At 43.6% G+C, this 26,426-nt stretch carries 17 protein-coding genes and 1 pseudogene; 7 read left to right on the forward strand and 11 right to left on the reverse strand.

Going from position 1 to position 26,426, the window contains the following annotated elements; translation table 11 throughout:
- Positions 1 to 120: 120 nt before the first annotated feature.
- Both JWG45_RS04860 and JWG45_RS04865 read right to left on the reverse strand, forming a co-directional pair.
- A complete protein-coding gene (locus tag JWG45_RS04860; protein ID WP_205278656.1) occupies positions 121 to 1,221 on the reverse strand; it encodes a TMEM43 family protein in 1,101 nt (366 codons plus the stop codon).
- Between the two features lie 382 nt (positions 1,222 to 1,603).
- Positions 1,604 to 2,263 carry a TetR/AcrR family transcriptional regulator gene (locus JWG45_RS04865; RefSeq protein ID WP_205278674.1) on the reverse strand — a complete coding sequence of 220 codons (660 nt, stop codon included), beginning with the start codon at positions 2,261 to 2,263 and terminating at the stop codon, positions 1,604 to 1,606.
- Positions 2,264 to 2,389: 126 nt separating this feature from the next.
- On the opposite strand from JWG45_RS04865, the gene JWG45_RS04870 reads away from it, so the two are divergent.
- The 3 genes from JWG45_RS04870 (at position 2,390) to JWG45_RS04880 (ending at position 7,854) form a co-directional block, all read left to right on the forward strand.
- The gene (locus tag JWG45_RS04870; RefSeq protein ID WP_205278657.1) at positions 2,390 to 4,414 is read left to right on the forward strand and encodes an oxidoreductase; all 2,025 of its coding nucleotides are present in this window, start codon (positions 2,390 to 2,392) and stop codon (positions 4,412 to 4,414) included.
- 16 nt (positions 4,415 to 4,430) lie between these two features.
- A complete protein-coding gene (locus JWG45_RS04875) occupies positions 4,431 to 6,179 on the forward strand; it encodes an acyl-CoA dehydrogenase family protein (RefSeq protein WP_205278658.1) in 1,749 nt (582 codons plus the stop codon).
- Between the two features lie 91 nt (positions 6,180 to 6,270).
- Positions 6,271 to 7,854, forward strand: a complete 1,584-nt coding sequence (locus JWG45_RS04880; protein WP_205278659.1) for a DUF2079 domain-containing protein — start codon at positions 6,271 to 6,273, stop codon at positions 7,852 to 7,854.
- A 120-nt stretch (positions 7,855 to 7,974) separates the two neighbouring features.
- Here the strand turns inward: JWG45_RS04880 and JWG45_RS04885 are convergent, their stop codons facing one another.
- The 5 genes from JWG45_RS04885 to JWG45_RS04905 all read right to left on the reverse strand — a co-directional run bounded on the left by JWG45_RS04885 (position 7,975) and on the right by JWG45_RS04905 (position 17,557).
- Entirely contained in the window at positions 7,975 to 8,874 is a 900-nt protein-coding gene (locus JWG45_RS04885) for a tetratricopeptide repeat protein (protein ID WP_205278660.1), read from the reverse strand.
- Between the two features lie 400 nt (positions 8,875 to 9,274).
- Positions 9,275 to 13,252: a PAS domain-containing sensor histidine kinase gene (locus JWG45_RS04890; RefSeq protein ID WP_205278661.1), complete on the reverse strand. Its 3,978-nt coding sequence runs from the start codon at positions 13,250 to 13,252 to the stop codon at positions 9,275 to 9,277.
- 139 nt (positions 13,253 to 13,391) lie between these two features.
- A complete protein-coding gene (locus tag JWG45_RS04895) occupies positions 13,392 to 14,528 on the reverse strand; it encodes an Lcl C-terminal domain-containing protein (protein ID WP_205278662.1) in 1,137 nt (378 codons plus the stop codon).
- 361 nt (positions 14,529 to 14,889) lie between these two features.
- On the reverse strand, positions 14,890 to 16,305 hold the full coding sequence (sufB, locus tag JWG45_RS04900) for a Fe-S cluster assembly protein SufB (protein WP_205278663.1): 1,416 nt from the start codon (positions 16,303 to 16,305) through the stop codon (positions 14,890 to 14,892).
- 670 nt (positions 16,306 to 16,975) lie between these two features.
- The gene (locus JWG45_RS04905; RefSeq protein WP_010574111.1) at positions 16,976 to 17,557 is read right to left on the reverse strand and encodes a peroxiredoxin; all 582 of its coding nucleotides are present in this window, start codon (positions 17,555 to 17,557) and stop codon (positions 16,976 to 16,978) included.
- Positions 17,558 to 18,028: 471 nt separating this feature from the next.
- Here JWG45_RS04905 and JWG45_RS04910 point away from each other — a divergent pair, with 471 nt between their 5' ends.
- Entirely contained in the window at positions 18,029 to 18,454 is a 426-nt protein-coding gene (locus tag JWG45_RS04910) for a DUF1499 domain-containing protein (protein WP_205278664.1), read from the forward strand.
- A 455-nt stretch (positions 18,455 to 18,909) separates the two neighbouring features.
- Here JWG45_RS04910 and JWG45_RS04915 read toward each other — a convergent pair whose 3' ends face one another.
- The 3 genes from JWG45_RS04915 to JWG45_RS04925 form a co-directional block, all read right to left on the reverse strand.
- Complete coding sequence (locus JWG45_RS04915; protein ID WP_205278665.1) at positions 18,910 to 19,785, reverse strand: heparin lyase I family protein; 876 nt, start codon at positions 19,783 to 19,785, stop codon at positions 18,910 to 18,912.
- A 152-nt stretch (positions 19,786 to 19,937) separates the two neighbouring features.
- A complete protein-coding gene (locus JWG45_RS04920; RefSeq protein ID WP_205278666.1) occupies positions 19,938 to 21,662 on the reverse strand; it encodes a methyl-accepting chemotaxis protein in 1,725 nt (574 codons plus the stop codon).
- A gap of 304 nt (positions 21,663 to 21,966) precedes the next feature.
- The gene (locus JWG45_RS04925) at positions 21,967 to 22,635 is read right to left on the reverse strand and encodes a transglutaminase-like domain-containing protein (RefSeq protein WP_205278667.1); all 669 of its coding nucleotides are present in this window, start codon (positions 22,633 to 22,635) and stop codon (positions 21,967 to 21,969) included.
- Between the two features lie 445 nt (positions 22,636 to 23,080).
- Between JWG45_RS04925 and JWG45_RS04930 the strand changes: the two genes are divergently transcribed.
- Genes JWG45_RS04930 through JWG45_RS04940 form a run of 3 tightly spaced genes read left to right on the forward strand, consistent with a single transcriptional unit; the run spans position 23,081 to position 25,142 of the window.
- Complete coding sequence (locus JWG45_RS04930) at positions 23,081 to 23,509, forward strand: LIC11213 family lipoprotein (protein ID WP_205278668.1); 429 nt, start codon at positions 23,081 to 23,083, stop codon at positions 23,507 to 23,509.
- A 23-nt stretch (positions 23,510 to 23,532) separates the two neighbouring features.
- Complete coding sequence (locus JWG45_RS04935) at positions 23,533 to 24,075, forward strand: YceI family protein (protein WP_332476266.1); 543 nt, start codon at positions 23,533 to 23,535, stop codon at positions 24,073 to 24,075.
- Entirely contained in the window at positions 24,057 to 25,142 is a 1,086-nt protein-coding gene (locus JWG45_RS04940; protein ID WP_205278670.1) for a DUF5777 family beta-barrel protein, read from the forward strand. Before JWG45_RS04935 ends, JWG45_RS04940 begins: the two co-directional genes overlap by 19 nt.
- 11 nt (positions 25,143 to 25,153) lie before the next feature.
- Here JWG45_RS04940 and JWG45_RS04945 read toward each other — a convergent pair.
- Positions 25,154 to 26,426: pseudogene (locus JWG45_RS04945) on the reverse strand (hypothetical protein); the annotation flags it as partial.

Below are 26,426 nucleotides of genomic sequence, written 5' to 3' on the forward strand. Positions count from 1 at the left end.
TCGTCTAAATATAACATACGTTTTATTTAGACGAATTAGGAAACGCCTAAAAAAAGACCGGCCCTCTTTGGAAGAGAGGCCGGTCCGATTCTTCGATCGAATTCGATTTTTGAGGTCTGGTTAGGAAGCCGCCGGAGCGAACTTTTTCTTGTAGATCGCGTATCCGATCGCTCCCAAAAGGAGAATCAGCCAGACATACCAGAATTTCACGAGAAGAATCGTGATCGCGGTCAGAACGAATGCAATCACTCCGAGAACCACCTTGATCAAACCTCCTCCCAAATCTCCTACAAACGGAATAAAACTAAGAAGAGAGGTCAGAGGACCGGCCATCAGAGTAAAACTGCTGAACATCGCAAAAAATCCGATAAAACGCCCCACCCATTTCATCGTGTTATCGTCCGATTGAATGTCTTTCATCGTTTCCGCAAAGCCTCCGACACTTGCATTCAAAAATTTATTTCCTTCTTCGGAAACGAATTTTCCGACCTTGTTGCCTTTGATATCTCCGATAAAAGTCATCTCCCCGTCCGGAATCGGCGTCACGGAAACCTTAACTCTTTCACAACCTTCTTTCTCTTCTTCTGCGCAAGACTTGGAACTAAAAAGATAACCTTCTCCCAATACAAAACCGTTTGTATTGATTTCATTTTCATTTGCGTCTCTGGAAGAAACCTGAGAGGTAAAGTCTACGTCCGATAGATTGACAGAATACGATTTACCGTCGGCGAGAACACTTCCTCCGCTTGCGGATTCGGATTCGTCTTTAACGGATTTTCTATGAAATGCCTTAGAACGACATCCTGAAAGTTTAAAGCCTGACGGATTTTCAGGAGAAGAAGTCCATTCAAGAACACAATTGCGGACTTCTTTTTTATTACTTCCGGATCCTTCAGTTTTCACTTCTTCGTCCCAAGCATAAACTTCGGAACTTACGGAATAGGAAATGTAAGATCCGCTCTTTACAAAATTCCCGCTGAGAGGACTTGCCTTTAAGGTTCCAGTAATGTAAGAAGGTTGTCCTTCCTTTGCAGAACCGACGGGGGCCGCGTTCTTGAGAGCCGCACTTGCTTGCTCACAGGTTTCTACGTTGTAGATGATGATAAACGAAACCGGTAACAACACGACTCCTGTGAGAATACTCTTAAAAGAATTTCCCATCTGTGAGAGGAAACCTACACTTTCTGTTGAGGACATTCCGTCCGGGCTTTCAAACGCCATTGAACTTTCTCCTTTCTGAATTACAACTTGCTCCACCGCCATCCTTGTCTTTATTTCAATGAAAAGTCGAACAATTTCGACTTATAGAAAGACAAGAATTCTCAGAGGCCTGGAGAGTTTCCGGGAAATCGGATGTTTGTAAATAATTTTTTATCTAATTTCAACTTGGAAAGAATGATAAATTAAAGTGGAAAGTGTTAAAAAAGAAAGAATTTTGCGATTTATCAAGATTTTAAGAAGAGCTTAGACATCGCCAAAAATATGGAGTTCATTCCGTTCGGGCCGGATTAACAAAGAAGAATCAAAACGAGTCGTCGTAAAGTTCAAACTTTTGTTTTTTTATCGGAACGACGTCGATCAAAGACGTTCTTCAAAGAAAAAATCAGAGAGCGTTTGGCGGAGGAGGAACCGTCATTCCGATATATGTGTATTCGGTGACGGATTGAATAAATTCTTTCATCTCCTTGTCGGTTTTCTTCGGTTTAATCCTTCCTTCCAAAAAGAGCATAGCAATCCCGTGAATCATCGACCAGGCGGCCAACGTTTTCTCCCTCGTCTGTCCGGATCGAATCGCTCCCAATCGTTGTCCCAACCGAACGATCTCGTGTAACTGCCGATAGGTTCTTCTCGAAACCGCAGAGAGAGAAGGATGAAGATCCGCTCCACCGAACATGATTCTTGCAAATTGCTGATTCTTCAGAATAAACTGGATATAAGTCCAACCGAGCGCACGCATCCTTCCAATAAAATCGTTGTCGGTTTTTTTAAGTTCTTTTCGGTAAGAAGAAAAATATTTCTGGAAACCTTTTTCAGCAATGGCCGCGAGCAGAGCATTCTTATTTTCAAAATGATGATAGGAAGCGACATGACTCACTCCGGCGTAAGCCGCTACCTTCCGAAGTGATATCTCCTCCAGAGTAGTCGTCTTCAATAGCTCCGCTCCGGCTAGTATTAAGTCCTCTCTCACTGTGACGCCGTTTTTTTTTAACGGCCTTCCCACTCCGAGATGCCGAGTCCGCGAAGCTTTTTTCTTTCCTGGCATAAAAACTATATCCAGAAAAAGTTCTTTTTTCGCAAGACTATAATTACCACTGGTCATTTAATTCTTGATCTCGGTTTCAATAAAATGACCAGTGGTAATTAATATTAGGATCGACGGAGATTAATCATGGAAAAAGCGTTTCAGGCCGTAAAAATCGGAAATTCCACAATTCCCAACCGATTTATCATGGGGTCCATGCACCTCGGACTCGAAGGTAAAACCGGGACCGCAGAAAGAATGGCAGCTTTTTACGGTAAACGGTTTGAAGGCGGAGTCGGCTTGATCGTCACCGGCGGAATTGCGGTGAACGAAGAAGCAAAAGGATCCAAACATTTTTTCAACATTCAGAATGCCGAACACGCGTCCGAGTTGCAAAAGATGAACTCTCTTTTAAAGGGAAAAGGAATTCTTTGCGCCCAACTTTTCCATGCTGGTCGATACGCCTTTGATAGAAACTGCGTAGCTCCGTCTGCGATCCGAGCTCCGATCAATCGTTATATTCCCCGCGCGCTCACCGAAGAAGATTGTTGGAAAACCGTGGAAGACTTTGGGATCGCCGCAAAACTTGCGAAGGAAACGGGATTCGGCGCGGTGGAAATCATGGGAAGCGAAGGTTATCTCATCAATCAATTTTTCTCTCCCGTTACAAATCAAAGAGACGATCATTTCGGAGGGGATTCCAAAAGAAGAATGAACATGGCCGTAGAAGTTCTTCGTTCGGTTATCAAAAATCTTCCCGAAGGGTTTCCGGTTATTTTTAGAATGTCCGGAATCGATCTCATCCCTGGAAATCCGACTTTCGAAGATGTTTGTCTTCTCGCTGATACATTAGAAAAAGAGAATGTTTCAGCTTTGAATATTGGAATCGGTTGGCACGAATCCAGAATTCCAACGATCAGCCAATTGGTTCCGCGAGGGGCTTGGGCGAACATTGCAGGCAGAATCAAAGAACAAACTCCGGGAGTTCTCATCATCGCGTCCAACAGAGTGAATGATCCGATTACGGCGCAAAGAATTTTTGAAAACAACCAAGCAGATATCATTTCCATGGCGCGGCCTTTTCTTGCGGATGCGAATATCGTAAAAAAAATTCAAAACGGAATGTCGAATCGAATCAATACATGCATCGCCTGCAATCAGTCCTGTTTAGATCACGCATTCATCGACAAATCGGTTTCTTGTCTGGTAAATCCTGAAGCGGTAAACGAGCTCGACTACAAAACCGATTCTCAGGTAAAACCGCAAAAGGTAGTGGTGATCGGATCCGGACCGGCTGGCCTTGAAACCGCAAGAGCCGGCGCCTCGTTAGGACATAAGGTTATTCTAATAGAGAAATCGAATGAATTGGGTGGACAGTTCATACTTGCATCCAATATTCCCGGTAAATCCGAATTTAAAGAGACGATCCGATATTTTAAAAACGAACTTCCCGCGCTCGGGGTAGAGATCCGTTTGAATACTGATTGTGATCTCGAATTATTAAACGAAATCGATCCGGATACGATCGTCTTTGCCACCGGAGTAAAGCCGAGAGGATTCGATCTTCCCGGAATCGACATCCTACCGATCGGAAATTACACTGATTATCTGACCGGAAAATTCAAGCCCGGAAAAAAAGTCGCGGTTATCGGCGGAGGCGGGATCGGAGTGGACGTCGCTCACAAGCTCACTGAAGAGAACGATCCTACTCTGGAATCGTATTCTAAAAAATACAATATCGATTCTTATACGAACGCGGCGATCCAACCCCACAGAGCAAAAAGGGAAGTTGCGATCTTTCGAAGAAACGGTAAACACGGTGCGGGACTCGGACCCACGACGTTCTGGGCTCTCAAACAAGAACTGGAAGCGTCGGGTGTGGAATTCTTTCATGGACTCGACTACAAAGAGATTACGAAGGACGGACTCAAGGTAATCCTAAAGAATGGGGAGGAACTTTTATATCCATGCGATTCTCTGATTCTATGTGTGGGACAGGAAAGAGAAAACTCTCTTTATGAAGCGGTTCGTTCGCAATTCCCTCGGAAACAGATCTTTTTGATCGGAGGAGCCAAAGACGCAAAGGGGATCGATGCGGAAAGGGCGTTCCTGGAAGGATTGAACGCGGCTTACGAAATCGGAAAAGAAAACAAGGTTTCGCAACTCGCATAAGGGATCTGAAAAGAAAATGATAGCTAACAATTATTTTACGGACGACGAAGACTTAAGAATATTTTTCGAACATCTGATCGATTGGCCTTCGATCGTAAAATCGACCGAAGGTGAAGAATTCTTCGATCACGAATACTATAAAAAAACGGCCGATTCGAGATATGAAATGGCTCCGTCTAACACGCAAGAGGCGATTGATCTCTACCGATCCAGTCTTGAATCCTTGGGAGAATTTTTCGGAAAGGAAGTCTCTCAACTTTCACAGACGATGGATAAAAAAAATCTTCGTTACGAAAACGGAAAAGTGATCTTTCCGGAGGAAACGATCTCCATCTACGAAAAATTCCGCGAAACGGGACTCATGCCTTACTCCATCTCGAGGGAAGCCGGAGGACTCGGTTTTCCCGCAACCGTGGGAGCCTTTTTCGTGATGATCATGGCAAGAGGAGACGTTTCGTTTTGTATGACGATCACACTCTTAAACCTTGCTCAGATCGTCGCCAGATTCGGGACAGAAAAGCAGATAGAAGAATTCGCCGCAAAAGCCGCGTTAGGTGAAACTCTTTTTGCGATGGCTCTTACGGAACCCGACTTCGGATCGGATCTAAATAACGTAAGAACGACCGCGATAAAAACCGAGGACGGAAGTTATCGTATCAACGGAACCAAACGTTTTATCTCCCAAGGATGCGGACTCGGACCTTATCCTTCGAGTCTTTTGACGCTTGCAAGAACCGGAAAGCAAAACGGAGGGGCTCGCGGACTTTCGGTATTTCTTGTAAAAAGTTCCGATGCGACCGTGGCCGGAATCGAAACCAAAATGGGAATTCACGCATCTCCCACATGCGAGATCGTTTATGAGAATAGTTGCGCTGAACTTTTAGGCGAAGAGGGTCTCGGACTCACCCGTTATACAGCGGGAATGACAAATTTTATGCGGCTCGGAAGCGCGGCGGGCGGCCCTGGAGGAGGGGCAGGCGGATTCTATGAATCCAAAAAATACGCGGAAGAAAGACAACAATTTGGCAAACCGATCGTGGAAATACCGGCGGTCGCGGAAATGCTCCACAAAATTCAAAGAGAAGTTAACGCGATGAGACTTCTTACATTCGAAACCGCTCGAGTCGTGGATCTATACCAACATCATCAAATCAGATTAGAAAAATCGAATAGAGAAGATAGAGAGATTCGAAAAGATGAAAGAGTAAAAACTTGGGGAAATTTAGCTTCGATTCTCACTCCGATTGCAAAATACTATTGTTCAGAGGAAGCCCACAAATGCGCTTATCTCGCGATTCAGATCCACGGAGGCGCGGGTTATACGGAAGACTATGACGTATCGAGAATGTTCCGAGATTCCAGGATTAATACGATCTACGAAGGAACCAGTCAGATTCACGTGAGAATCGCGACAGGCGCAATCGTCGCGGGAATGACACTCGATGGAAATTTCAGAAAATATCTGGAGACGATTCGAAAGGAAGTGGAAAAACCTTCCCGATTCTTAACGGAACAATGGGACGCGTTCGAAAAAGCGGTCTCCATCTTTCGATCCATCGATCGGGACGATACAAAAGAGAAAGTTGCAGAAAATCTAATGATCCTCACCGCCCTTTGTCTCTGCAGTTTATTGTATGAAAGAGCCCTCTACAAGCTGGGACAAAACGATAGCCTGAGTCGTTGGACGAAAGACTGCAGAGCCTATACGATCGAAAGCGCCGCGGTTTCAAAGGCTTGTCTCTATCGGATCGAAAACGCGGAATAAAAGAAATATTCGTCCCCTTGTCAGAAAACCTACTGAAATTTTTTTTTCGAGAGAATTTAGAATGAAAGAATGAATCTTGGATAGAAATCGTATGTCCTCGTTTCCCTTTCTTTATCCTTTTTTTCTACTCTATCTTCCCGTTCAATATTGGATGGGAAGCAAAGGAGTCTTCGGTTATTTGATATTCGGATCCCTAACGTTAGGAATTTTCTTATTCTGGCGTTTAAAAAATAAAAAACGGGAATCTTATAAAACAGTTCCTCCGCTTTTCTGGCTTGTTTATTGGTCCTTGATCGTATGGATCGAGGGAATCGTTTATACAAAACAAGCGCTCGATTCGTTTTTACTTGGGGACTTCGACTATACGGCGCAGGCAAGAATGATGTTCACCGTAATTCAAGGCAATTTTTTTGAAACACAGTATTACGGCTTCCATGAGAATGCGAATTTTCTTTCCCACCACTTGGCGCCGGCCATTTTACTTTTGTCCCCTTTCACGATCCTCTTCGGGGCCGAATTGGGATTTGGAATCGGAGTTTTTTTCTTCAGCGCGATCACACTTCCCCTTCTCTATTTTTATCTCAGGGAATCCTTTCTTACTGAAGAACTTTCTCTGTGCGCCGTCTTACTCTGGGCGGGATCTTCGAGCTTTTATCGCTTGGGGCATTCCCTCCACTTTGAGATCTTGGTTCCGTTTACCTTTCTTTTACTCCTAATCGGAATTCTAAAACAAAAACACTGGCTAACGATCGGGGGGCTTTTTTTATTCTTAGGAGTCAAAGAGGATCTGGCGATTTATCTGTGCGGGCTTTCACTCGTTTTGATTTTTATCGAAAAAGAAAAAAGGAAAGAATGGATATTCGTGTTTCTAGTTTGTCTTTTTCACTACTGGATTTTTTATCCTTACTTAAATTCATTCGTAGGAAATTCCGCGGAAAGAAATTGGAAAGAATATTGGGGAGGCGCGGAAACAAATCCTTCACGAACGATTCTCAACTACATTCAAAATCCTGAAAGTATTCGTCAATACGCAAAAGGTCTCAGAGATTTGAGTTTGGAATGGGGGTTTTGGAATTGGATTTCAGGCTGGATATTTCTGCCTTTTTTGGGTTTGTATTCGATCTTTCGTTTGTCCGTTCATCCTTGGGTGAGGGAAATGTACAGCTATTATATCTATCCTTTGATTCCATTCTTCATTTTAGTTCTAAAAAAAGGGGCCGAAAAAATCCAGAGTTGGATTGAAGGAAAAAAAAGAATCCCATTCTTTCCTTTTGCTCGGGAGGAGAAACTTCTACTTCTGATCGGAATCACATTTTTCTTTTCGGTTTATAGAAACGGGAAGGACGGTCAGTATCCGATACGACTTTTTTTACAAAAAGAAAAAGTCGAAGAATTGTATATTCTTCTCGAACAAATTCCGAAAGGAAATTCGGTTTCAGCGGGCTTTCATCTTTCTCCGTTTGTTTCGTTTCGGAATTCCGTTTATCCGATCCGTGAAAATCGAGAGTTCAAAGATTGGATCGTCTTCGATCACGGATACAATTCTCCGTATCTTTCTTCGGAAAAAATCCGGGAAAGAATTCAAAAGGAAACGGAGCTGGGAAAAATCGAGATCGCCGAAAAGACAAAACATTTTAGTCTTTATAAGAATCGAATGCGAAATTCCAACCTCTAAAACAAAAGCAAAACTTTTTCAGGCCGGTCAATTCTTCCGACAAACTAAATTCGTTTCGAAAAAAGCTTGAATTCAAAATTTAAGTTCGAGCCTCGGGGAAAGCGACGTTTCAGGCGATTCTTATTTACAATATTCTTTGAGTCTATCCTTGGAGTCTTCGTATCCGAGATCGAAAGATTTCTGAAAGTCCTTACAAGCCAAAGAAGTTTTTTTCATAGAAACATAGGCCAGTCCGCGATTGTGTAAGGCGACGTCGTCCTTCGGATTCATCTGAAGAACCTTAGAGTATGTCGCGGCCGAGTCTGAGTATTTTTTTAAACCATATTGAGCATAGGCAACTTCGAAAAAATTATAGGAATCTTTTTTATCGAGCGCTACCGCTTTCAAGGCGTCTTTTAATCCTTCCGAATAATCTTCTTCTCTGTTTTCACAACGCGCTTTGAACTTAAAAAGTTCAGCGTCTCGATTGTAACCCAAGTCGATCGCCGTCTGAAAGTCTTCGATCGATTGCATACAATTGTCCAGTCTCTCGTTGCAATATCCTTTGTATAAAAATGCTACCGCTTTTTTAGGATCCAATTCAGTCGCCTTTTCAAAATCGGTAAGAGCTTCAGAATACCGATCCAAATGATAAAAAGCGAGTCCTCGATTGTAATGACCGGACGTATCGTTCGGAACCTTTTCCAAATACTTCGTATATTCGTCCACTGAGTTCTGATATTCCCCCTTAGCATTGGCCTCGTAGGCCCGATTAAAAATATCGTTCGGATCCTCTTGAGGTTCATTCGAAGGAGAGGAAGAATTGGAGGTCGAATTGGTATCCGAACTTGATTTTACTTCCTGAAGAAAAGATTCAATCCCAAGAGCGAGTTCTTGGAAAAAGGAAGGAGAAGTAGCGATTGTCCCGGAAGGATCCACAACATCTTCGGTTTTCGGGAAGAGCAAACTTCCGATGAGAATTGCAATTCCGATAATAAAAAACCAACCGAAAAGAAACGAATCCAAAAGCTTATTTTCCATCAGGCAATAGAAACTAAATTCTCCAAGAATTCAACTTTTTATTGATGAAAAATTTTGTTAAAACTGCGTCGATTTTCGGCTTTTAAAAGAAAAATAAAAACGAGTCCGATCTGCGTTCGATTCGTTTTTCCCGGATCGATTCTCATTCGGATCAACTGGAAAGCGAGAACTTTCTGTTCCGATTGTGTTTTACGTCAAAACCGCAGACTGAGAAAACATGGATATAATATAGAATAAAGACTGAAATAGACCGTCTCCGTTAAAATGCCGGAAACGAAAAAAGATAGGACCGGAACTTGGATTGATAGTCCGGAATTTTTTTCGTTTTATAGATTCTTAAAAAGAAACCGAGGAATTTTCCAAAACTCGAATATTAGAAAAACAAAGAACGAATTTAGAATCAGGCCGACCCTTTCGGAAGAATAACGTGAAAGATCGTTTTCCCCGGTTCAGAACTGAGTTCGATTCTTCCATCGTGCTTTTTTACGATTCTCCGGGAGATATCCAAACCCAAACCACTTCCTTCACCCGGTCCCTTTGTCGTAAAGAAAGGATCGAAAATTTTCTCAACCATCTCCGACGGAATTCCCGGTCCGTTGTCTTCGACCGAAACTCGAACCTCTTCTTCGGATTCAGAAATAGAAATTTTGATTTTTCCTTTGAACCTCATCGCCTGTAGCGCGTTATAGATAAGATTCGTCCAGACCTGAATCAAGTCATCCGGATAAGCTTGGATCAGTGGACGTTTCAAAAACTCAAGTTCCAATTCGACTCCGCTTTTGATCTTATTGTGATAGATCGTAAGTACGGTTTCTATGTTTTCAGCCAGATCGATCCAAGTCTTTCCACTTGATTCTTCCGAGTCGATATGCGCGTAATTTTTGAGCGCGTAGACGATCTTTGCGGTCCGATCCACGGCTAAACGGATTGAAAGAATGTTTTTGTACGTCTGGATTTCCTCCAGAGCGAACTTAACGAGGGGGTAATCGACCGGATTTTCAAAAAGAATCTGAAATTCTTCCAACGCATGCGGAAGCCCGCTGTCCAAAAGCCGATCCGCTATATCGTGAGAATTTTCGTAACCAAGGGTTTTCAATCGTGTGCGTAACTCGTTCAAAACGCCTCTTCTGTTTTCTCTCGAAAGAATATTTTCCTTACTCTCGATTCCTCGTCTTATCATTTCAGAAAGATTAAACACAAAATTTCTATCAACCGATGAAAGCAGATGTCCTAGTTTTTCCATTCTATCAGCCGATGAATTCAGATACGCTTTCAGTTCTCCGCTCAATGCGGCAATGGCGCCTAACGGATTGTTGATTTCGTGCGCGATTCCCGCTACGAGCTGTCCAAGGGCCGCCATTTTTTCGGAAAGTATCAACTGTTCCTGGGTTTTTTGTAAATTCTCCAGAGCTTGAGCCAATTCTGAGGTTCTTACGAGGACGGCCCTTTCCAATTCTTCTTGCGCTTCCTTTCTTTCCGCGTTTAACAAAAGTTGTGTCACTTGTTCGGCGATCGTTAAGACGAATTGTTTTTCGTAACCCTTCCATTTTCTCAATTCATTTCTGTGACCCAAACATACGATACCTTTGATTTTGCCCCTTACAAAAAATGGAACGTCCAGTAACGAAACGATTTCTAGAGGAATGCTGTAATCCTCCGCGAGCTCCGAAGTTCGAGGGTCATGAATTGCGTCGGTCGCATCCACGAATCTATCCTTTAGAATCGATTCCCTATAACGCGGGTATAACGTTAGGTTCATTCTTATTTTTTCGATATAACGTTGGTCCCTTCGATCCCAACCGGCTACTACCGACCAAACACTCAAATCGTCCTTGTCGAAAATCCAAATCGTTGCTCGATCACAATTCAGAACCTCCGCGGCCATAATCGCGATTTTTCGCGCGCCCGATTCCAAGTTTCCGGATGCAAATTCGGAATCAGTCGCCATCTCCATAAAAGCCTGAGCGTGTAAAGCGATCTGTTTTGCCTGTTCTTCCTTTTCCCGAGTTGCGTTTTTAATCTGTGTAATATCGCGGGTGATCGCGATCGAAGTCGGAACATTTCCTAAATTGACAAGACGTGCGGAAAATAAAGTATCTACGAGTTCGCCGTCCTTTCTTCGAAACCGGACTTCCCGGTCTCTGACAAGCCCGTCGCGTTTCAGCTTATCGACGACCGCTTCCCTTTCTTTTATATCGCTCCAGATTCCGAGTTCGACGGCGGTTTTTCCTTTTGTTTCCTCTTTGGAATACTGCAACATCTCGGAAAAATGTTCGTTTACCTTGATATATTCTCCCGTATAAAGATTACTAAGAGTGATCGTATCCGGATTCATCTCGAAAACCATCTCAAAAAGATCCTTACTTTCCTGCATCTTCGCGAAATATTCGTCTCTTTCTGCTTCGGTCCTTTTTTTATCAGTAACGTCTATCAAAAGGGCGAGCAACATCGGTTTGCCGTTCCATTGAAAAACCCTATTTCCGGATAACACGTGTTTTACGGTTCCGTCCGAACTTTGTATACTTGCTTCAATCGGTCCCGATCCGCCTTTTTCCTGTAGTTGTTTTACAAGCTCCGCACGATCAAAGGAAGTCCTCCAAATTCCCAATTCTATGGACGACTTACCGATAATCTGTTCGCGGGAATACCCGATCAGTTCGCAATAGGATTGATTAATTTGACGATAAACCCCAGTTTCAAGATCCGAAAGCGAAACCGCGGCCGGGTTGAGTTGGAATAATTTTTCGAAAAGATCCTTACTCAATCGAAGTTCCTCATCCAAAGCCTTTCTTTCCCTTTCGGACTTCTTTTTATCGGTGATATCGGTCGCGAGTGAAATGACGTGTTTTCTTCCGTCCAATTTCGTGATTCTTGCGGAATAAAGAATCGGGATCTCGCTTCCATCGGAAGCGGTAAAGACGGATTCTAAATTTTTTACTTCTTCGTGTTTCGAAAGAGCTTCGTAGACCTCGGCTCTAAAGTTCTCTGCGTTGTCCCATACTTTGATCTCGGGTGTGGTTTTTCCGAGAACGTCTTCTCGTTCGAGTTTCACCATCTCCAAAAATCGTTCGTTGACGTCTACGATCCTGCGACTTTCCCAATCGGTGAGAACCAAAGAGGATGGAATGAGCTGAAATAATTTTTGAAACATTCCTTTGCTGCGTTCCAATTCTTTCGCTAGGGATTCCAATTCGATCGCATACGCCTTGATCTCCGAAATATCGTGACCGATCGCAAGAATTTTTTTCTCTCCGAAAGAATCCAACATTCTTGCTGAAAAAAGGATCGTCCGTAGTTTTCCGTCAAGGGTCCGCATTTTTACCTCGAGGTTTCGAACTACACCGTCCTTTTTTAAACCGTTCAGAATTCTCTCACGATCGGACGAATCATAATAAACTCCGAGTTCGACCGGTGATTTACCGATCACTTCCTCCTTCGTTTTGCCGAGATATTCTAAAAACAGATCGTTTACAAAAAGATAAGCTCCATTCGATTTTGATAATGTGATTGCCGACGGGTTGAGACGGAATATCTGATCTAAAATTTCCTCCTTTTCGCGGACATCGTCCAAGAGTTTTTGTTTTTCCTTTTCTTCCTTGATTCGATCGGTCATAGGAACTGTGATACTCAAAAGCGCTTTTTTACCTTTGTATTCGATCGCTTTTGCGGAGAACAACCCCCAAAACTCGATTCCGGTCGCGGTTCGAAATGGCATTTCGATTCCATCCACAAAACCGTCGCGTTTCAGGATCGAAATCACTGTTTCCCTCGCTTCTCCGGAAAACCAAAATCCGAGTTCTAAAGTGGTTTTTCCGATGATCTTTTCGATCGTAGAATCCGCCTGTTCCGCAAATTTTTGATTCACTTCCAAGATTCTTCCGGTTTCAATTTCCGTTAGAGCCATAGGAAGCGGATTGAGTAAAAAAATACTTTTGAGCGCGTCCCAGCCTTCCTTGGCTTCTAGGTAGAGTTTTTTCTGAACGGTCTCGTTCTTTTTTTGTTCGGAGATATCTCTTACAATTCCCCAAACGGCGATAGGGTTTTTAGAATCGTCCCTTATAACATAAGATTTTACGCATATAGAAACGATGCTTCCGTCCTTGCGTAAGTATTCGATTTCAAATTCTTGAGAGTAATCGGTCGCTAAGAGATATTTTTCAAAAAATCTTTTTTTATTCGCAACCCGATGATTTTGCACCGGGGACCAAAGAGTGATTTTACGGAGTTCTTCTATCGTATAACCCGTAAGGGAAAGAAAGGCGGGGTTCGCTTCTAAAAAAATTCCATCCAGATTCGCGATCGCAATTCCGTCCCGACTCGTTTCAAAGATTTGCCGAAAGAATTCGGAGTTTAAGAGATGGGAGTCGAGTGTTTCCATATCGGGCTAATACTAAAAGACGGTAATTTCCGAGCAAGATCCGAAAAGGGAAATAGCATTTTCTACTGAAATTCTGAAAATTACGAGTCCTTTTCCATCCCCGGACTAAAATCGAGTTTTGGAATGGAACTCGCAAAACTTAAGGACCGGATACACAACGATAATACCAGGCCGCGGCTTTTCCATTTCCGCCCATTAGACCATTGTTAAAAAACACCGACCAACCGTATGTTAGATTGAAACGGTCGGTGCCCGAAGCCCAATAATACTGCGAAGCGGTTCCGGGAAAAAAAGTCCCGTTGATGGAAGGATTCGAAATCGAGTAATCGACGATGCTTTGCAGCTCGTTCAGGTTTGGAAGTCTCCAACTTAACCCCGCAAGATTCAATGCCGAACAAGTGCTCAAGGCTTGTTGCCAAGTGCCTGTGCTCGCTCCGGAACTCTGCCAAATAAGACCGGTTCGATTGTCAGTAATGGTCGTGTTCCCGTTATCCGTAAAAGAAGGAGTTTGAAGGGAAGTTCCCGAAACACAACGGACGGCATAAGGCCCCGTACCGAAGTTCATCTGATTATAAAACCCGTTGTTCATAAAAACATACCAACCCGTTGTCGCAGGACTGAGCAAATAGGGTGTGGAAGAATAAAAAGTCGTGGCCGGATTGCCCGGAAAGTTTGCGGAATCCACGCCGGTGGGATTTTCAGTATTTGCAAAGCGGGCCAATTCCAAGATAGAAGGGAGTCTCCAAGTTTTAATTCCTGCGTAACCGTCTCCTGAGTTAAGGGAATTCAAAGCGGAACAAGCTCCGGGAGCCGTGGAAAATGTATAAGTGTTCGCGCCACCGATAGTACAAAGATTTCCGCTCAATCCTTCGGGACAGGTTTTCCAAATCAAACCTCGGATATTGTCCAATGTCGTATAATCATTCGTATAAACCGAATGAGAAGTCGGCCCAGTATAACTGCGCGCAGAAGGAAGATTCGCAAAATCCGCATCCTGACGCGGATAGGTTGCGTCCGAACACGGGATGTTCGTAGTCGTATCGTAACAGAGTGTTTGTCCGGTATCCGAAACTTTTTCCGGAAAAAAAACGCTGCCGTTAGCAGCTGCATTGGAAACCGGTTCAATACATGCGGGCGTTTGCAAAAGGAGACATTTCAAAATCTCGGTATCCTTCCAAGCTTGAGAATAAGGAACAGCCGGATTATAAGGTTCTTTTCCGGGATCACAGAAGCTAAAAAAGAAGAATGGAATTATAAAAAAGGATGCCCGAAACATACCCTCATTGTACCGAACCCGAATTCGGTTTAGTCAAGAAATTTTTTACAAAAGAGGGTTTTATAAAAAAACACTCCCAAAACACTTCCATACTTTTGACCTGCGATCGACTTGATCTGTAAAAAAAAAGAAACGACTCTGTCCGTATCTTAGAACGGGTCGGATATAAGCCAAAATCGAAGTTCGACCTCCTAAGCAAAAGGGCTTCGGACTAAAAAACCGACTTCGATATACAGAAAAGGATCCAAAAAATGGATTTTTTCCGGGACTTGATTCTTGAATGGAAAAAGAAGGCAGGAATGGAACCGAAACGCGTAAGAATATTCTTTTTTTATAATATTCTTACGCGCAAAAAAAGGATTTAGGTCACGACGGATTGATTGTTTTCCTGGATTACGTGTCCGTCTTCGAGAATCATACGGATGAGCCTCGTCATCTCCACTGAATATTCCACGTTGAGATGTTTGGTCACACCTTCGCAGAATCCGTTGATAATGAGAAGTTTTGCGTCGTCTTCCGATAATCCGCGGGATTGAAGATAAAAGAGTTGGTCTTCGTCGATTCGGGAAACGGTAGCCTCATAGTTGAGAGTTCCGTTCTGACCGGAAACGTCGTTGTAAGGATACGCATGGGATTGAGAGCGATTGTCCATCATAAGACCGTCGCATTTTACGTGGGAATAAGAATTCTCCGAACCTGTTGTAAACTTCACAAGTCCTCTGTAAGAGTTGATTCCTCCGTCCAGAGAAACACCTTTTGCTAATATATTGCTTCTTGTATTCTTCCCTACGTGGATGATTCTCGCACCCGTATCCTGGATCTGTCCCCCGCCTGCAAATGCGAGAGAAAGAATATCGCCTGTGGAATGATCTCCTTGAAGTACGATACCAGGATATTTCACGGTGTTTGCTCCGATGTTTACGTCGGTCCAGGTGATATGCCCTCTTTCATGGCATAACCCGCGTTTGACGGTCCAGTTATACATATTCTTCTTCCAGTTCTGAATCGTTGTATAAAAGATCTTTGCGTTCTTGTGGGCTACGAGTTCTACAACCGCAGTGTGAAAGTTGGTTCCTTTGTCTTGAACCGAAGAACATCCTTCGGAATATTCTATCTCTGCGCCTTCATCAGCAATCAGTAATGTTCTTTCGTATTGCCCGGAAGAAGCGGCAGTCACTTTGAAATAGGCTTGAAGAGGCATCGGAGTTTTTACTCCTTTTGGAACGTAAGCAAAGGATCCTCCGGAAAAAACACAACTGTTGAGGGCGGAGAATTTGTTATCACCGACGCTCACGACGGTTCCCAAATACTTCCGAACGATATCAGGATATTCTCTGATCGCAGTATCAATATCGCAGAAAAGAATCCCGAGATCGGTCAATTCTTTCTTCACGTTTGCGTAGACGGTTTCGGAATCGTTCATCGCTTCGATGCCGGCGAGATATTTTCGTTCGTGCTCCGGAATCCCCAGTCGCTCGAATGATTTTAGAACTTCTGGATCCACTTCATCCCAGGATTTTTTCTTTTTTTGATTGGATCCGATATAATGAGTATAAGAATCGATGTCTACGTTGAAGTTGGGAAAAAATCCCCAATTCGGCATCGGTTTTTGTTCGTAGATTTCGAATGCTTTGAGGCGAAACTCGGTAAGCCAGGAAGGTTCACTCTTGATATGAGAAATGGATTCTACAACCTTTCGGGTCAGCCCCTTCGGGAAGTTATCGGCTCGGTAAAACCGATCCTCGGGATGGGTTTCTTTTTCCAGGACTTGTTCCATCTTCTTTGCCTCCGAAAGTTAGACATGAATTGCGAGCTAATTTGCGACCCATTGGAAGCAAATTACTGAGTTCCATTGCGAACTGAAACACGAATCGCGTTACACTCAAGTTCTCGAGATTCCGCTGGACCCAGAAACTTTTCCTTGTGCAGAAACTACATTTCTCAACAAGAATTGTCGGAACAACGACGTTCACTCGTGAAACTTCGCTGGCCCCACCCTGATTTTGGGTGGCGGGGTGGGTGGTGGGAGTCTCCGGAAAATTTTCTCTATCACAAAATCCTAATTTTGCAACGAAAAAGTTTCCCTTATTTTGTGGGAACTCCTACAAAATTCCACATTCAGACGATTCTCGTTTCCGCTCAACGTTAGAAACGGTTTTGTCGAAAAGAGCGTTTTTCTGAGTTTCTCTCGCGATCTCAAGAGCCGGGCCCGTTAAAACGTCGGATCGAAAACTCAAAACAAAAATTCCCCAACTCCGGGGATCTTCTTTTTGTTCGAAGAAGGAATTCTAAAAACTACTTCCTCATCCTCGCGGGACCAAAAACCCTCGAACATTCTTCCAAAATGGATGTATAAGAATGGGACTTTGGTTTCTTGATCGCAAATTCGCGCTCTCAATCACTTAGGGACCATCATCCGCAGGCAAAGGCCTGCGGACAGGAAAAAATCAGTTTACTGCGGAGAAATAGTCTTTGGATTTTTGAGGATCCGCAACCATCGTTTTTTTACCTTCGTCCCAGTTCGCAGGACATACTTCTCCGTGTTTTTCAACGAATTGGAATGCCTTGATCAGACGAATCGCTTCGTCGATATTACGTCCCACGGGAAGGTCGTTGATCGTTGCTTGACGAATCACTCCGGCTGGATCGATGATAAAGGTTCCTCTCAGGGCCACTCCTCCGTCAGTCAGGACATTATAGTCTCTGGAGATGGACTTCGTGAGGTCGGCGATGAGTGGATACTTGATGTCACCGATTCCACCTTCTTTTTTTGGAGTGTTCTTCCAAGCTAAGTGAGTGAATGCGGAATCCACGGAGACGCCGAGCACTTCCGCTCCGAGTTTTTTGAATTCTGCGAGTTGGTTATCGTATTCGATGATCTCGGTCGGGCAGACAAAAGTGAAGTCGAGAGGGTAAAAGAATAGAACTACCCATTTTCCTTTGTAATCGGAAAGTTTGATTTCCTTGATTTCTTTTCCAAGAACAGCTTCTGCTTTAAAATCCGGTGCTAGGGATGTAACCTGAGGCATTTTGTTTCTCCTTTGTGAATTTGTTTTGAAACTTTAGACCCTCCCATCCTATCCTCCCAGCCCCCGGAAGCAAATATTTTTTAGAATGATTCTAATTTTTTTTTAATTCTAAAAAATTTTGGACGGAACTCCGGTGGAATTTTCCTTAAGAAGCGCCGCTGTGTGAGTTCCTACTTTTCAAAAAGCAGGAGAACGTTCCAAGGAAGTTCCTATAAATCGAGGATTGAATCCCGGGAGCCATCTCTTTTCGCGAAAAAATTGTGGGAACTCCTCCGAAACTTTCAAAAGAAAACCCGAATTCTTCTCCCTTTCCTGAACGAAGTGCAAAAGAGATTTTTGTGGGAACTCTCACAAAAAAAAATCAGTGAAATTCCATACTCAAGGGACAAAAAAAGTAGGAACTCACACGGAAAAAAACTCAAAACAAAAAAGACCTCGCAAAGATAAATCAAAACGAAGCCTAATAGAAGGATGGAAACAGCGCTTTTGATTCTTCTTTGTTGTACGTCGCTCGTCGGCCCCAGAACGGGAGTTTATGAAGACGAGCTCAATTATTGTTCCCCCCGACCGAACTGCGTCTCCAGTCAGAGCTCAACCTACAATCCGATTCATCATATCGACCCCTTTCATTACAGCGAAGAAAAGGAAGTAGCATTCCAAAAACTCAAGGAAAAGTTGGAAAACGCGGACCGAGTGAGCATCTTGGAGGAGAACGGAAATTATATCAAGACCCGATTTTACACAAGGGTATTTCACTTTCCCGATACCGTGGAATTCTTGTTCGAAGAAAAAACGAAAACGGTCCAAATCCGTTCCGAATCCATCCTTGGGCTTTTCGATTTTCTCGCAAATCGAAGAAGACTCAACAATCTCAGAGAGGAACTCGGCTGGGAATAACATTCTTCGAATATTCCTTTTTTTGAATGCTTTGGGCGAGTCCCGCTTTCAGCTCCCCCGAAAGCAAAAACGAATCGATTCAGGGAGCGGGACCGGGCTCTCCGCTCCAATCTGAGATGCGCTGTCCCGAATCCACCAAAAGCGCATCTCAGGATTTCCGCTTCGATCCCTCTCGCGTGTCCGTTTCGAACCAAACGATGCGCCCAAAAAAAACGGAACAGGGGTTCAAAGGCCGATCCTCGGGAGAGGTTCTCAAAAAATTTCCCGGTTTTAAAAAGAAGAAATGTGTCTTCAAACTTTGTAAAGAGGCGCCAATCGTAGTAAAAACGGAGGAGTTCCCACAAAATTCCCTCCGCAAAAAAAAGCGGCTTACGAACTTTCCAAAAGACGTATCGTTCTCAAATTCCGAATGGGAGTTCCCACATTTTTCAGATTTTAGGGCGATCTCAAAACGTTCAAAGACTTCCGTCGATCTCTTCGATCTTCAAGTCGTCGTTAAAAACGGAACCGGTGGAAACGCTCGGAGGCGCGTAGAGACCGAAATGAAGTTGTGAAACCGTTTTTTTTCTACAATAAACCTTGGCCTGCGAAACGAGAGTTCCATTCTGCCAGACCTTAACCACACCTTCTGGATTTTGAAAATCCAAAAAAACTTTGAGTTGAACCCACTGAGACTTCGGATACGGAAGAGAAGAAGTTTGAAAGGAAGTAACTTTCTGGCCAGTGGAAGGAACGTGCATGAGATGAACAAAACCTTCCTGACTCAAATTCACAAGGACGGGGCCGTTCCAGGAATCCGAAGCGTCGTCGGCGATCGTAGCAAAACTAAACCATTCGTTTTCGGGAGACATCTTTCGAAGATTCATATCCAACCAAACGTTGAATGTGATCAAAACCGGAGTTACAAAACTGCCTCCCGAAGTTTTGTGAAGTTGAATCGTAGGATATCCACGGTGATTGTTGTTGATCCAAGGATTGCTCGGATTGTAAGCGGAATAAATCCAACCTTTATGGGACTTGGCTCCGCTCAAAACCTGTTCCGAAGAAAGATCGTGAGAAGCGCTTCCTTGATAATTTTGAGGAACGATATAAAAATTCGAAAAATCATTCACGGATTCAAAAGAAGTAAAAAAGGTCCGATTAGTTCCGGTTCTCGAAAGGTTTGCCTCCGGTGAACACTGAGCTTGGTTGTAAGCTCCTAAAAGAAGCAGGTTCTCCAAGGAAGTCTCTTCTTCGTTTTGATTGCAGAAGTTCGCGAAGAAGAGACAAACAAAGAAAAAAAATAAGGTTCTGGTTCTTGAATAAAAAAAAGGTTTGGAAGGAGTTTGCATTGGTTTCTTTCTTTTAAGAAGACTTCCAAAAGAGAAAGTAAAAAAAACAATCAACCCCCTAAGGGACATCCATCAAAAAAAAGTGGAACCGAGTTTGGATCTTTCTCTTTTTAGAAAATTCTTTCCCAAAAAGAGAGACTCAAAAAACGAACTCAACCTTTCAAGAAGTTCATCGTTTCCTGTAAATTTTTTGCGATCTGCAAAAGGCTCACCGCGCTTCCTGCGATCTCCTCCGAATTGGCCGCGCTGTTCTGGACCGTAATCGAAATATTGGAAACCGCATTTGCGGTTTCGGTGATCGCGACCTTCTGCTCTTTTACTGAATTTCGAATGTCTTCCGACTTCGCGTCAACTTGATCCACACCGAAACGGATCTTCTCTTTTTTCTCCTGTTGAAGTTCCATCGTAGCCACAATCTGATTGGAAGATTCCTTTAAGTGCTCCAGTCCGCTCAAAATTTCAGCGTAAACCGCCACAGAATTTTCCACAATTCTTCTTCCGGTCTCAATTTCTGCGTTACTCGTCTTTATCAACTCTTCGATCGTCATCGCACTTGAATCCGTCTGTTCCGCGAGTCTTGTGATCTCGCTCGCGACCACCGCAAAACCCCTCCCGTGTTCTCCCGCCCTCGCCGCCTCGATAGCCGCGTTTAATGCTAGTAAATTCACCTTTTCGGAAATTTCCTTAATGATCGCGGTGATGGATTGCATTTCCACGGAACTACTCTCGATCTTTTCCATCGTATCGGCTAAATCTCCCATCGTCTTCTTACCGGAGTCGGTTTTGAGATACATCTCCGAAATTTTGTTCAAAGAATTCTTTACGGCTTCTCCGACTTTGTTGATCATTCCTTCGAGTTCTCGCATCTCTCCGTTAAACGAAGAAATCAGAGCATACTGGGATTCCGCGTTTTGATTTACGTATTCCATCCCGGAGCTGATCTCTTCCACAGAAGCTGAAATTTCTTCCACGGAAGCGGATTCGGATTGAGCGTTGGAAGAAAGATGATCGGCCGCTTGAGAAAGTTGTTCCGAAGAAGCGACGATACTTTCCGAAAAGTTAAGAATTGTATCCAACATCTCCTTAACTTTGATCTGAAAAAGACGAAAGGCTATGAGTAATAAATAGAGTTCGTCCTTCTTGTTGGAATCTTCGACCACGTCGACCGGATGAGAAAAGTCTGCCTCTTTGATCGCGCGGCTCACCGAGTTCAAACCCTTGACAAGGTGAATCGAATAAACGATCGCAATCAGAAGAATATAACTCAGAGTCAAACCGGAAAGAAAAATAAAAACGATCCCGCTAAAAGAGAATTCCTTCTCGGCTTTGATATAGATCTTATCCGTAATTCTCAACTGGACTTGGATCAACTCCTCTATCTTTTCGGTGACGGGATCGATCTTCGAATACAAACGGTTATCGGCAAACGCGCCCAGACCTGCAAAGTCTTTTGCGAGCATCAAAGCGCGAGCTTCAGCGGTCGCGGAATTCGAAGCTTCAAAAAGAGGGTTCAGCTCTTGGATGATCGCGCGTTCTTCCGGGACAAGATGGGTCGCATTGTAAGACGTCCATTCTTTCTGAATTCCGGAAGTCGCCTTATCCAAATTGGCCACACCTTCTTCGGGTGTAAACGCTCCGCTTCTAACTTTGTGAACACAATCCACGATAAAGATCGCGTAAAGGTCCGAAATTTTTTTGAGCTGTTTGAGAGGAATGACTCGATCTTCATAGATCGTTTCTATATCTTCGATCCTGTCTTTTGTATTGATCAATGCAAGCGCCACCAACACTGCGATCGGAATCAGAACCGATCCGAAAAGAAGGATCAATTTTTTTCGAATTCCAAACCTTTGAATGATTCCATAAAGTGTTTTCATATGTTTTAAGGGCGCTCATACTAATATAACTTAAGAGGTGAGTCAAGTGTTTTCACTTTGGATTCAGTTTTATCGAGTTCGAGATTATAAACTGATGCAAGTGAATTCGAACGGAAAGAATTTATTAAACCGAAATAAGTAGAATGAAAAAGATCGAATTTTATCGAATGAAAGAGACACGAGTTGATAGCGACCGAAACGATAAAACAAAAGCGAGAATAAACTCATATTTTGAAAAGACAACGAAAACAAACCTAGGCCAAATTTTTGGCGTTTTAAAATCAAAAACGGGAATAGAATCGGATCAAGAGACGGGCTTTTCGTTTCTAAGATCGCCTTTCAGACGTTTTCCGAAAACTTCCGGATAAAAATCCTTCAGACCTTGGATTACAAATTCAAAGGGAAAGTCATCGAAAACACCTCTTTGATTTACGTATTCCATAAACTTCTTTCCCTTCCCGTCAAAGGAATGGAAAACGTTGTCCTTGGTTCCGTCAAAATCAAGAGGTTCCACGCCGAACTTTCTGCAAAGATCCTGATCAAAAACGGGAGTGGCTTTGATCCAATTTCCGTCTATTAGAATTTCTGCATATCCATGAAAGGCGAAAGTTGTGGTTCCCAAAACTTGAATCAAACGTTCACTCGCGAGATGATTGACAACGTCCGCAAATCCGATCTTCGAAGGAAAACCTAAGGCCCTAGCACCCGCCGCAAAAAGAAGGGATTTTGGAATACAGTAGTTTTGTTTACTCTCCGCGATCGAACTTGCACGATACGATTCTTTAGAATCCGTAACCACGTAAGGATTGTATCGAATCCGATCCCTCACTCCCAAATAAAACTCCTTCAGTTTTTCCAGAGGAGAATTTTTCGGACTTGTACATTCTTCTATAAACTTGAGGACGGACGGAGAATCGTGATCGAAATAAAACGTGGAGAGTAGGTAAGAATCCGAAGCTTTCTTAGTTTCCATCCCGAACCTTAAAGAAACATAGGTTCAACTTCCATGTTTTGTTAAACAAACTTTGCGTCCACCGGGATTCGAATTCAAAAAATCAAAGGAAGCAAGAGGTCGGATCTTTTTTTATGTAGACCTGGAATTTTAAGTTTGGTAAGAATTCGTTTTGTAACATTCTCTTCCGAAAGTAAAACATCAAAACTAATGGCTCAGACAAATTAAAGAATGATTCAATAAAAGAGAATGTTTACCGATTGAGTTCCATCAAACGATAGAGAATTGTTTGAAAGAGAGTGATCGTTTTATAAAGAATCGTCTACCTTCCGGGTTATCGGGAGTTGGTTCCGATAAAAACGGTTTCTTTATTTTTGATTTTTTATGAAGACCCTTCCGCACAAATCTGGAAATGAAAATCAAAACTCTTTGCGAACCTTTCGCAAAGTATTCATAGGAGAATATTATGAATCAAATTCAAAATCGTGCGTTTATCGGCGTCGTTCTGCTTTGCGCGTTTACACTGTTCGGGAATTGTGAAAGTGAGAAGAGCTCGGATAAGGAAGATCCTTTGAAAAATCTCGCACTCCTCTTAGGTTCCAGCGCTCCTCTTACCGAAGTTACGGACGCGGATTGTACGGATCCGGCTCCTGCGTTCTCTACACTCGGTCAAGCCGGAACAACCGCCACTTGCGCGAGCTGCCATAGCGCAACAAACGCGAACGCGGGTTTTGACATCACTTCTTTCAACGGCGTAAGAAACAGGGTCACCGTTGGAAATCCGAAAGCAAGTTTGCTCTTTACTAAGATCAATACGGGATCGATGAGACTCTACAACACGAACTCGATCAATAAAGCGATCTATTGCTGGACTCTCAAAGGAGCCAACCCTTGATTTTTCCGCAAACAAAAACGGTCGTGTTTCTTTGTGGGATCGTTTTTACGATCTCAACAACGACCGCTCTTCTTTCGGAAAAAAAGACGAAAGAGCTGGTCGTCAAAGAAGCGAATATACAGTTTTTAAGCGAGGCTCCCCAGGAAACGATTCGTGGAACGGTTTCGAAAGTCGAAGGTTCCGCGAACTTGGATACGAAGAAGGTTGTCATCCGTGTCGATCTCAATGCATTGAGCGTTCCCAATCGAATGATGAACAATCACATGCACGAGAATTATCTCGAAACGGAACAACATCCGATCGCATCCTTCGCGGGAGTGATTACAAAATGGGATCTTAAATCGAAAACGGTTGAAATCGAAGGCGAACTCGGCTTACACGGAATCACCAAAAAGAATTTTAAGATCCAAGGTACCATTGAGGAGAAGGATAAAGACTTTTTGATTCGTTCGAATTTTGAAATTCTTCTTACGGATTTTAAAATCGAAATTCCGAAATTAGTGATCTTAAAACTCAATGAGAAAATTCGAATCGAAACCAATATCTTATGGCAGAACAAAGAATGAATGATCTCGCTTTTCGTCTTATCGCCCCCCTTATCTTTCTTGCGTTCGTTTTTCCTGCGTTCTCTCAAGAACAAAGAAAATCAGCATTCTTAGGAAGCAGTTTGATTCACATGCCAAGTACGGAAGACGTGGGAAAAAACGGTCTGGACTTCCGGTTCAATCACCGTTTTGGAGACGCAAAATCCACTTCCTATGACTTTTTCGGTTTGGACAACGGAGCCAATACTCAACTTTCCTTGGACTACGGGGTCACCGATCGAATCACCGTCGGGATCGCAAGAACGTCTTTTCAAAAAACTTACGAAGCGAGATCCAAAATCCGTATGCTCACCCAGGATTCGGGCTTTCCGGTGACCGTGAGTTTTTTCGGAGTTTTTGGCCAGGAGACTTCGAAACAGGAACAATTTTTCGGTCCGCATCTTCGGCCTTCGACCGGAATTCCGACCTTGGATTCGAATCTTGAAAAACAGTTAAACACTTATGAACTCAGTTATACGGATCGTCAGAGCACGCTTGCGTCTTTTTTGATTTCAAGAAGATTCAACGACGTTCTTTCAATCCAAGTTTCTCCTATGTTCGTTCACCGTAACTACGTCAAAGATCATATTTCCAACGATAGAACCGGTTTGGATGTTTCGTTTCGTCTTCATCTTTTTAAAAGAGTGGACTTTACGTTTGCTACGATTCTCACTCCGAAAAGGGATTACGTTGGAGATTCTTACACGAGTGAAGATAGAAAAACCAAAATCGGCGGTGTGGAATATTCTGCTTCCGAAGTGAACGATCTGATCGCGAGAGGAAAATCGATCGATGCGCTTGTGAACAATATTCTTCTTTCAAAACCTGTGGAGTATTCCACGGTTCCTTTGAGTTTCGGCGTGGACTTCGAAACGGGCGGTCACGTCTTTCAGTTTTTTGTCACGAACAGCCGCGCGATCGCCCATACTCAACTTCTGAGAGGCGCGGATTACAACTACGATAAAAAGGAATGGACGATCGGTTTTAACATCCATCGTTATTTTTCTCTGGAAAGTTCCGAAAAATCGCCTACCGAAAAAACCAACTAAAAAAGAAGGGTTTAACCGCCCTTCGCCATAAGATATTTTTCCATAAACTCGGTGATATCTTTGATGTTTCGATTGATCATCTTTCTGAGTTCGGGAGGAATGTTTTGGGATTTGATGACTCGATAGTAGTTGAGCGCGTTTTTCAACATTTTTCTTCTGGCAAATTCCTGAGCTTTTACGAGCATAGGTTTGTATTTATAGTATGAGTATTCCATAATACTGTAATTCTTAGAAAGTTTAAATGCATGAGGAATTTTTCCGAAATCGTAAGTCAGAGTTAAGAAAGGCGCGTCGTCCACTTCCGGAGGTTTTAACTCCAAAATACCGTGGATCATACGAGGCTCTTCTTCCTTGGAACCCCCCGATTCTTCTCCTCCTTCTTCGTTTTCCTCCCCTTCTTCGCCGAAAGGTTCGAGTCCGCCTTCCAATACTTCGATCTCGGGCGCTTCCTCTTCTCCCGGCGGAGTCGCAGGCGCGAGGTGAGGAATTTCGGGGGTAGATTCCGCGGTCTTTTGATATTCCGGATCGGGAAGACCTATTTTAGGAAGTTCTAATGGTTTTGTTTCCTTTTCCGGCGTCTCGGAAGGCGCGGGAAGAGAATCGATTTTGAGTTCTCCCAAAGGAGAAAGAGGCGCAGTCTTCGGGAGTTCTTCTTCCGGACGGAGGGTTTTATCAGTCGGATCGGGGAGCCGGATCGGAACCAGTTCGATCTTAGGAATTACCGGAGCTAAAAAAGGAGGAAGGTCGTCCCGAACGGGAGCGTCCGGCCAGAGAAGGTCTTCGGTTTCCGGAGGATTCTGCTGAGGAGGAGCTTCCTCTCTTTCTCTTTTTTTCTGTTCTACTTTTTGTTTGAGATATTCGTCTCTCTGTTTGAAGAGATCCTCTTTTCTTCTGTCATCTCCGTCTCGGCGGTCCTTACGATTCGGATCTTGTCCTCTTCGATCTCCTCCGGACCTTCGGCTTTCTCCCGTGCGTCTATCGACAAGAGGAAGGTCTTTGAACTTCTCCCATTCTTCCGAAAAAAAAGTATCTTCGGGAAGATCCATCGCGTTGGGATCCAGATGTTCTTCGGGAAAAGAAGCCTGTCCCGGAAGACCACTGCTTTCGCCTGGAGTAGCTCCACCACCTGAGGGAAAACCTCCCGAACCCGGCGCACCCAAACCGGAAGGAGCTGCTGCTCCCCCACTGCCGCCGCCCGGACTTCCGACTCCGATTCCTCTCGGAGATCTGGTCCGTGCCATCAAGGACATCAGTGAATCTTTAGGCGACACGATCTCCAAGGGT

The sequence above is a fragment of the Leptospira ainlahdjerensis genome (assembly GCF_016919175.1).
In the GTDB taxonomy this organism is placed as follows: Bacteria; Spirochaetota; Leptospiria; order Leptospirales; family Leptospiraceae; genus Leptospira; species Leptospira ainlahdjerensis.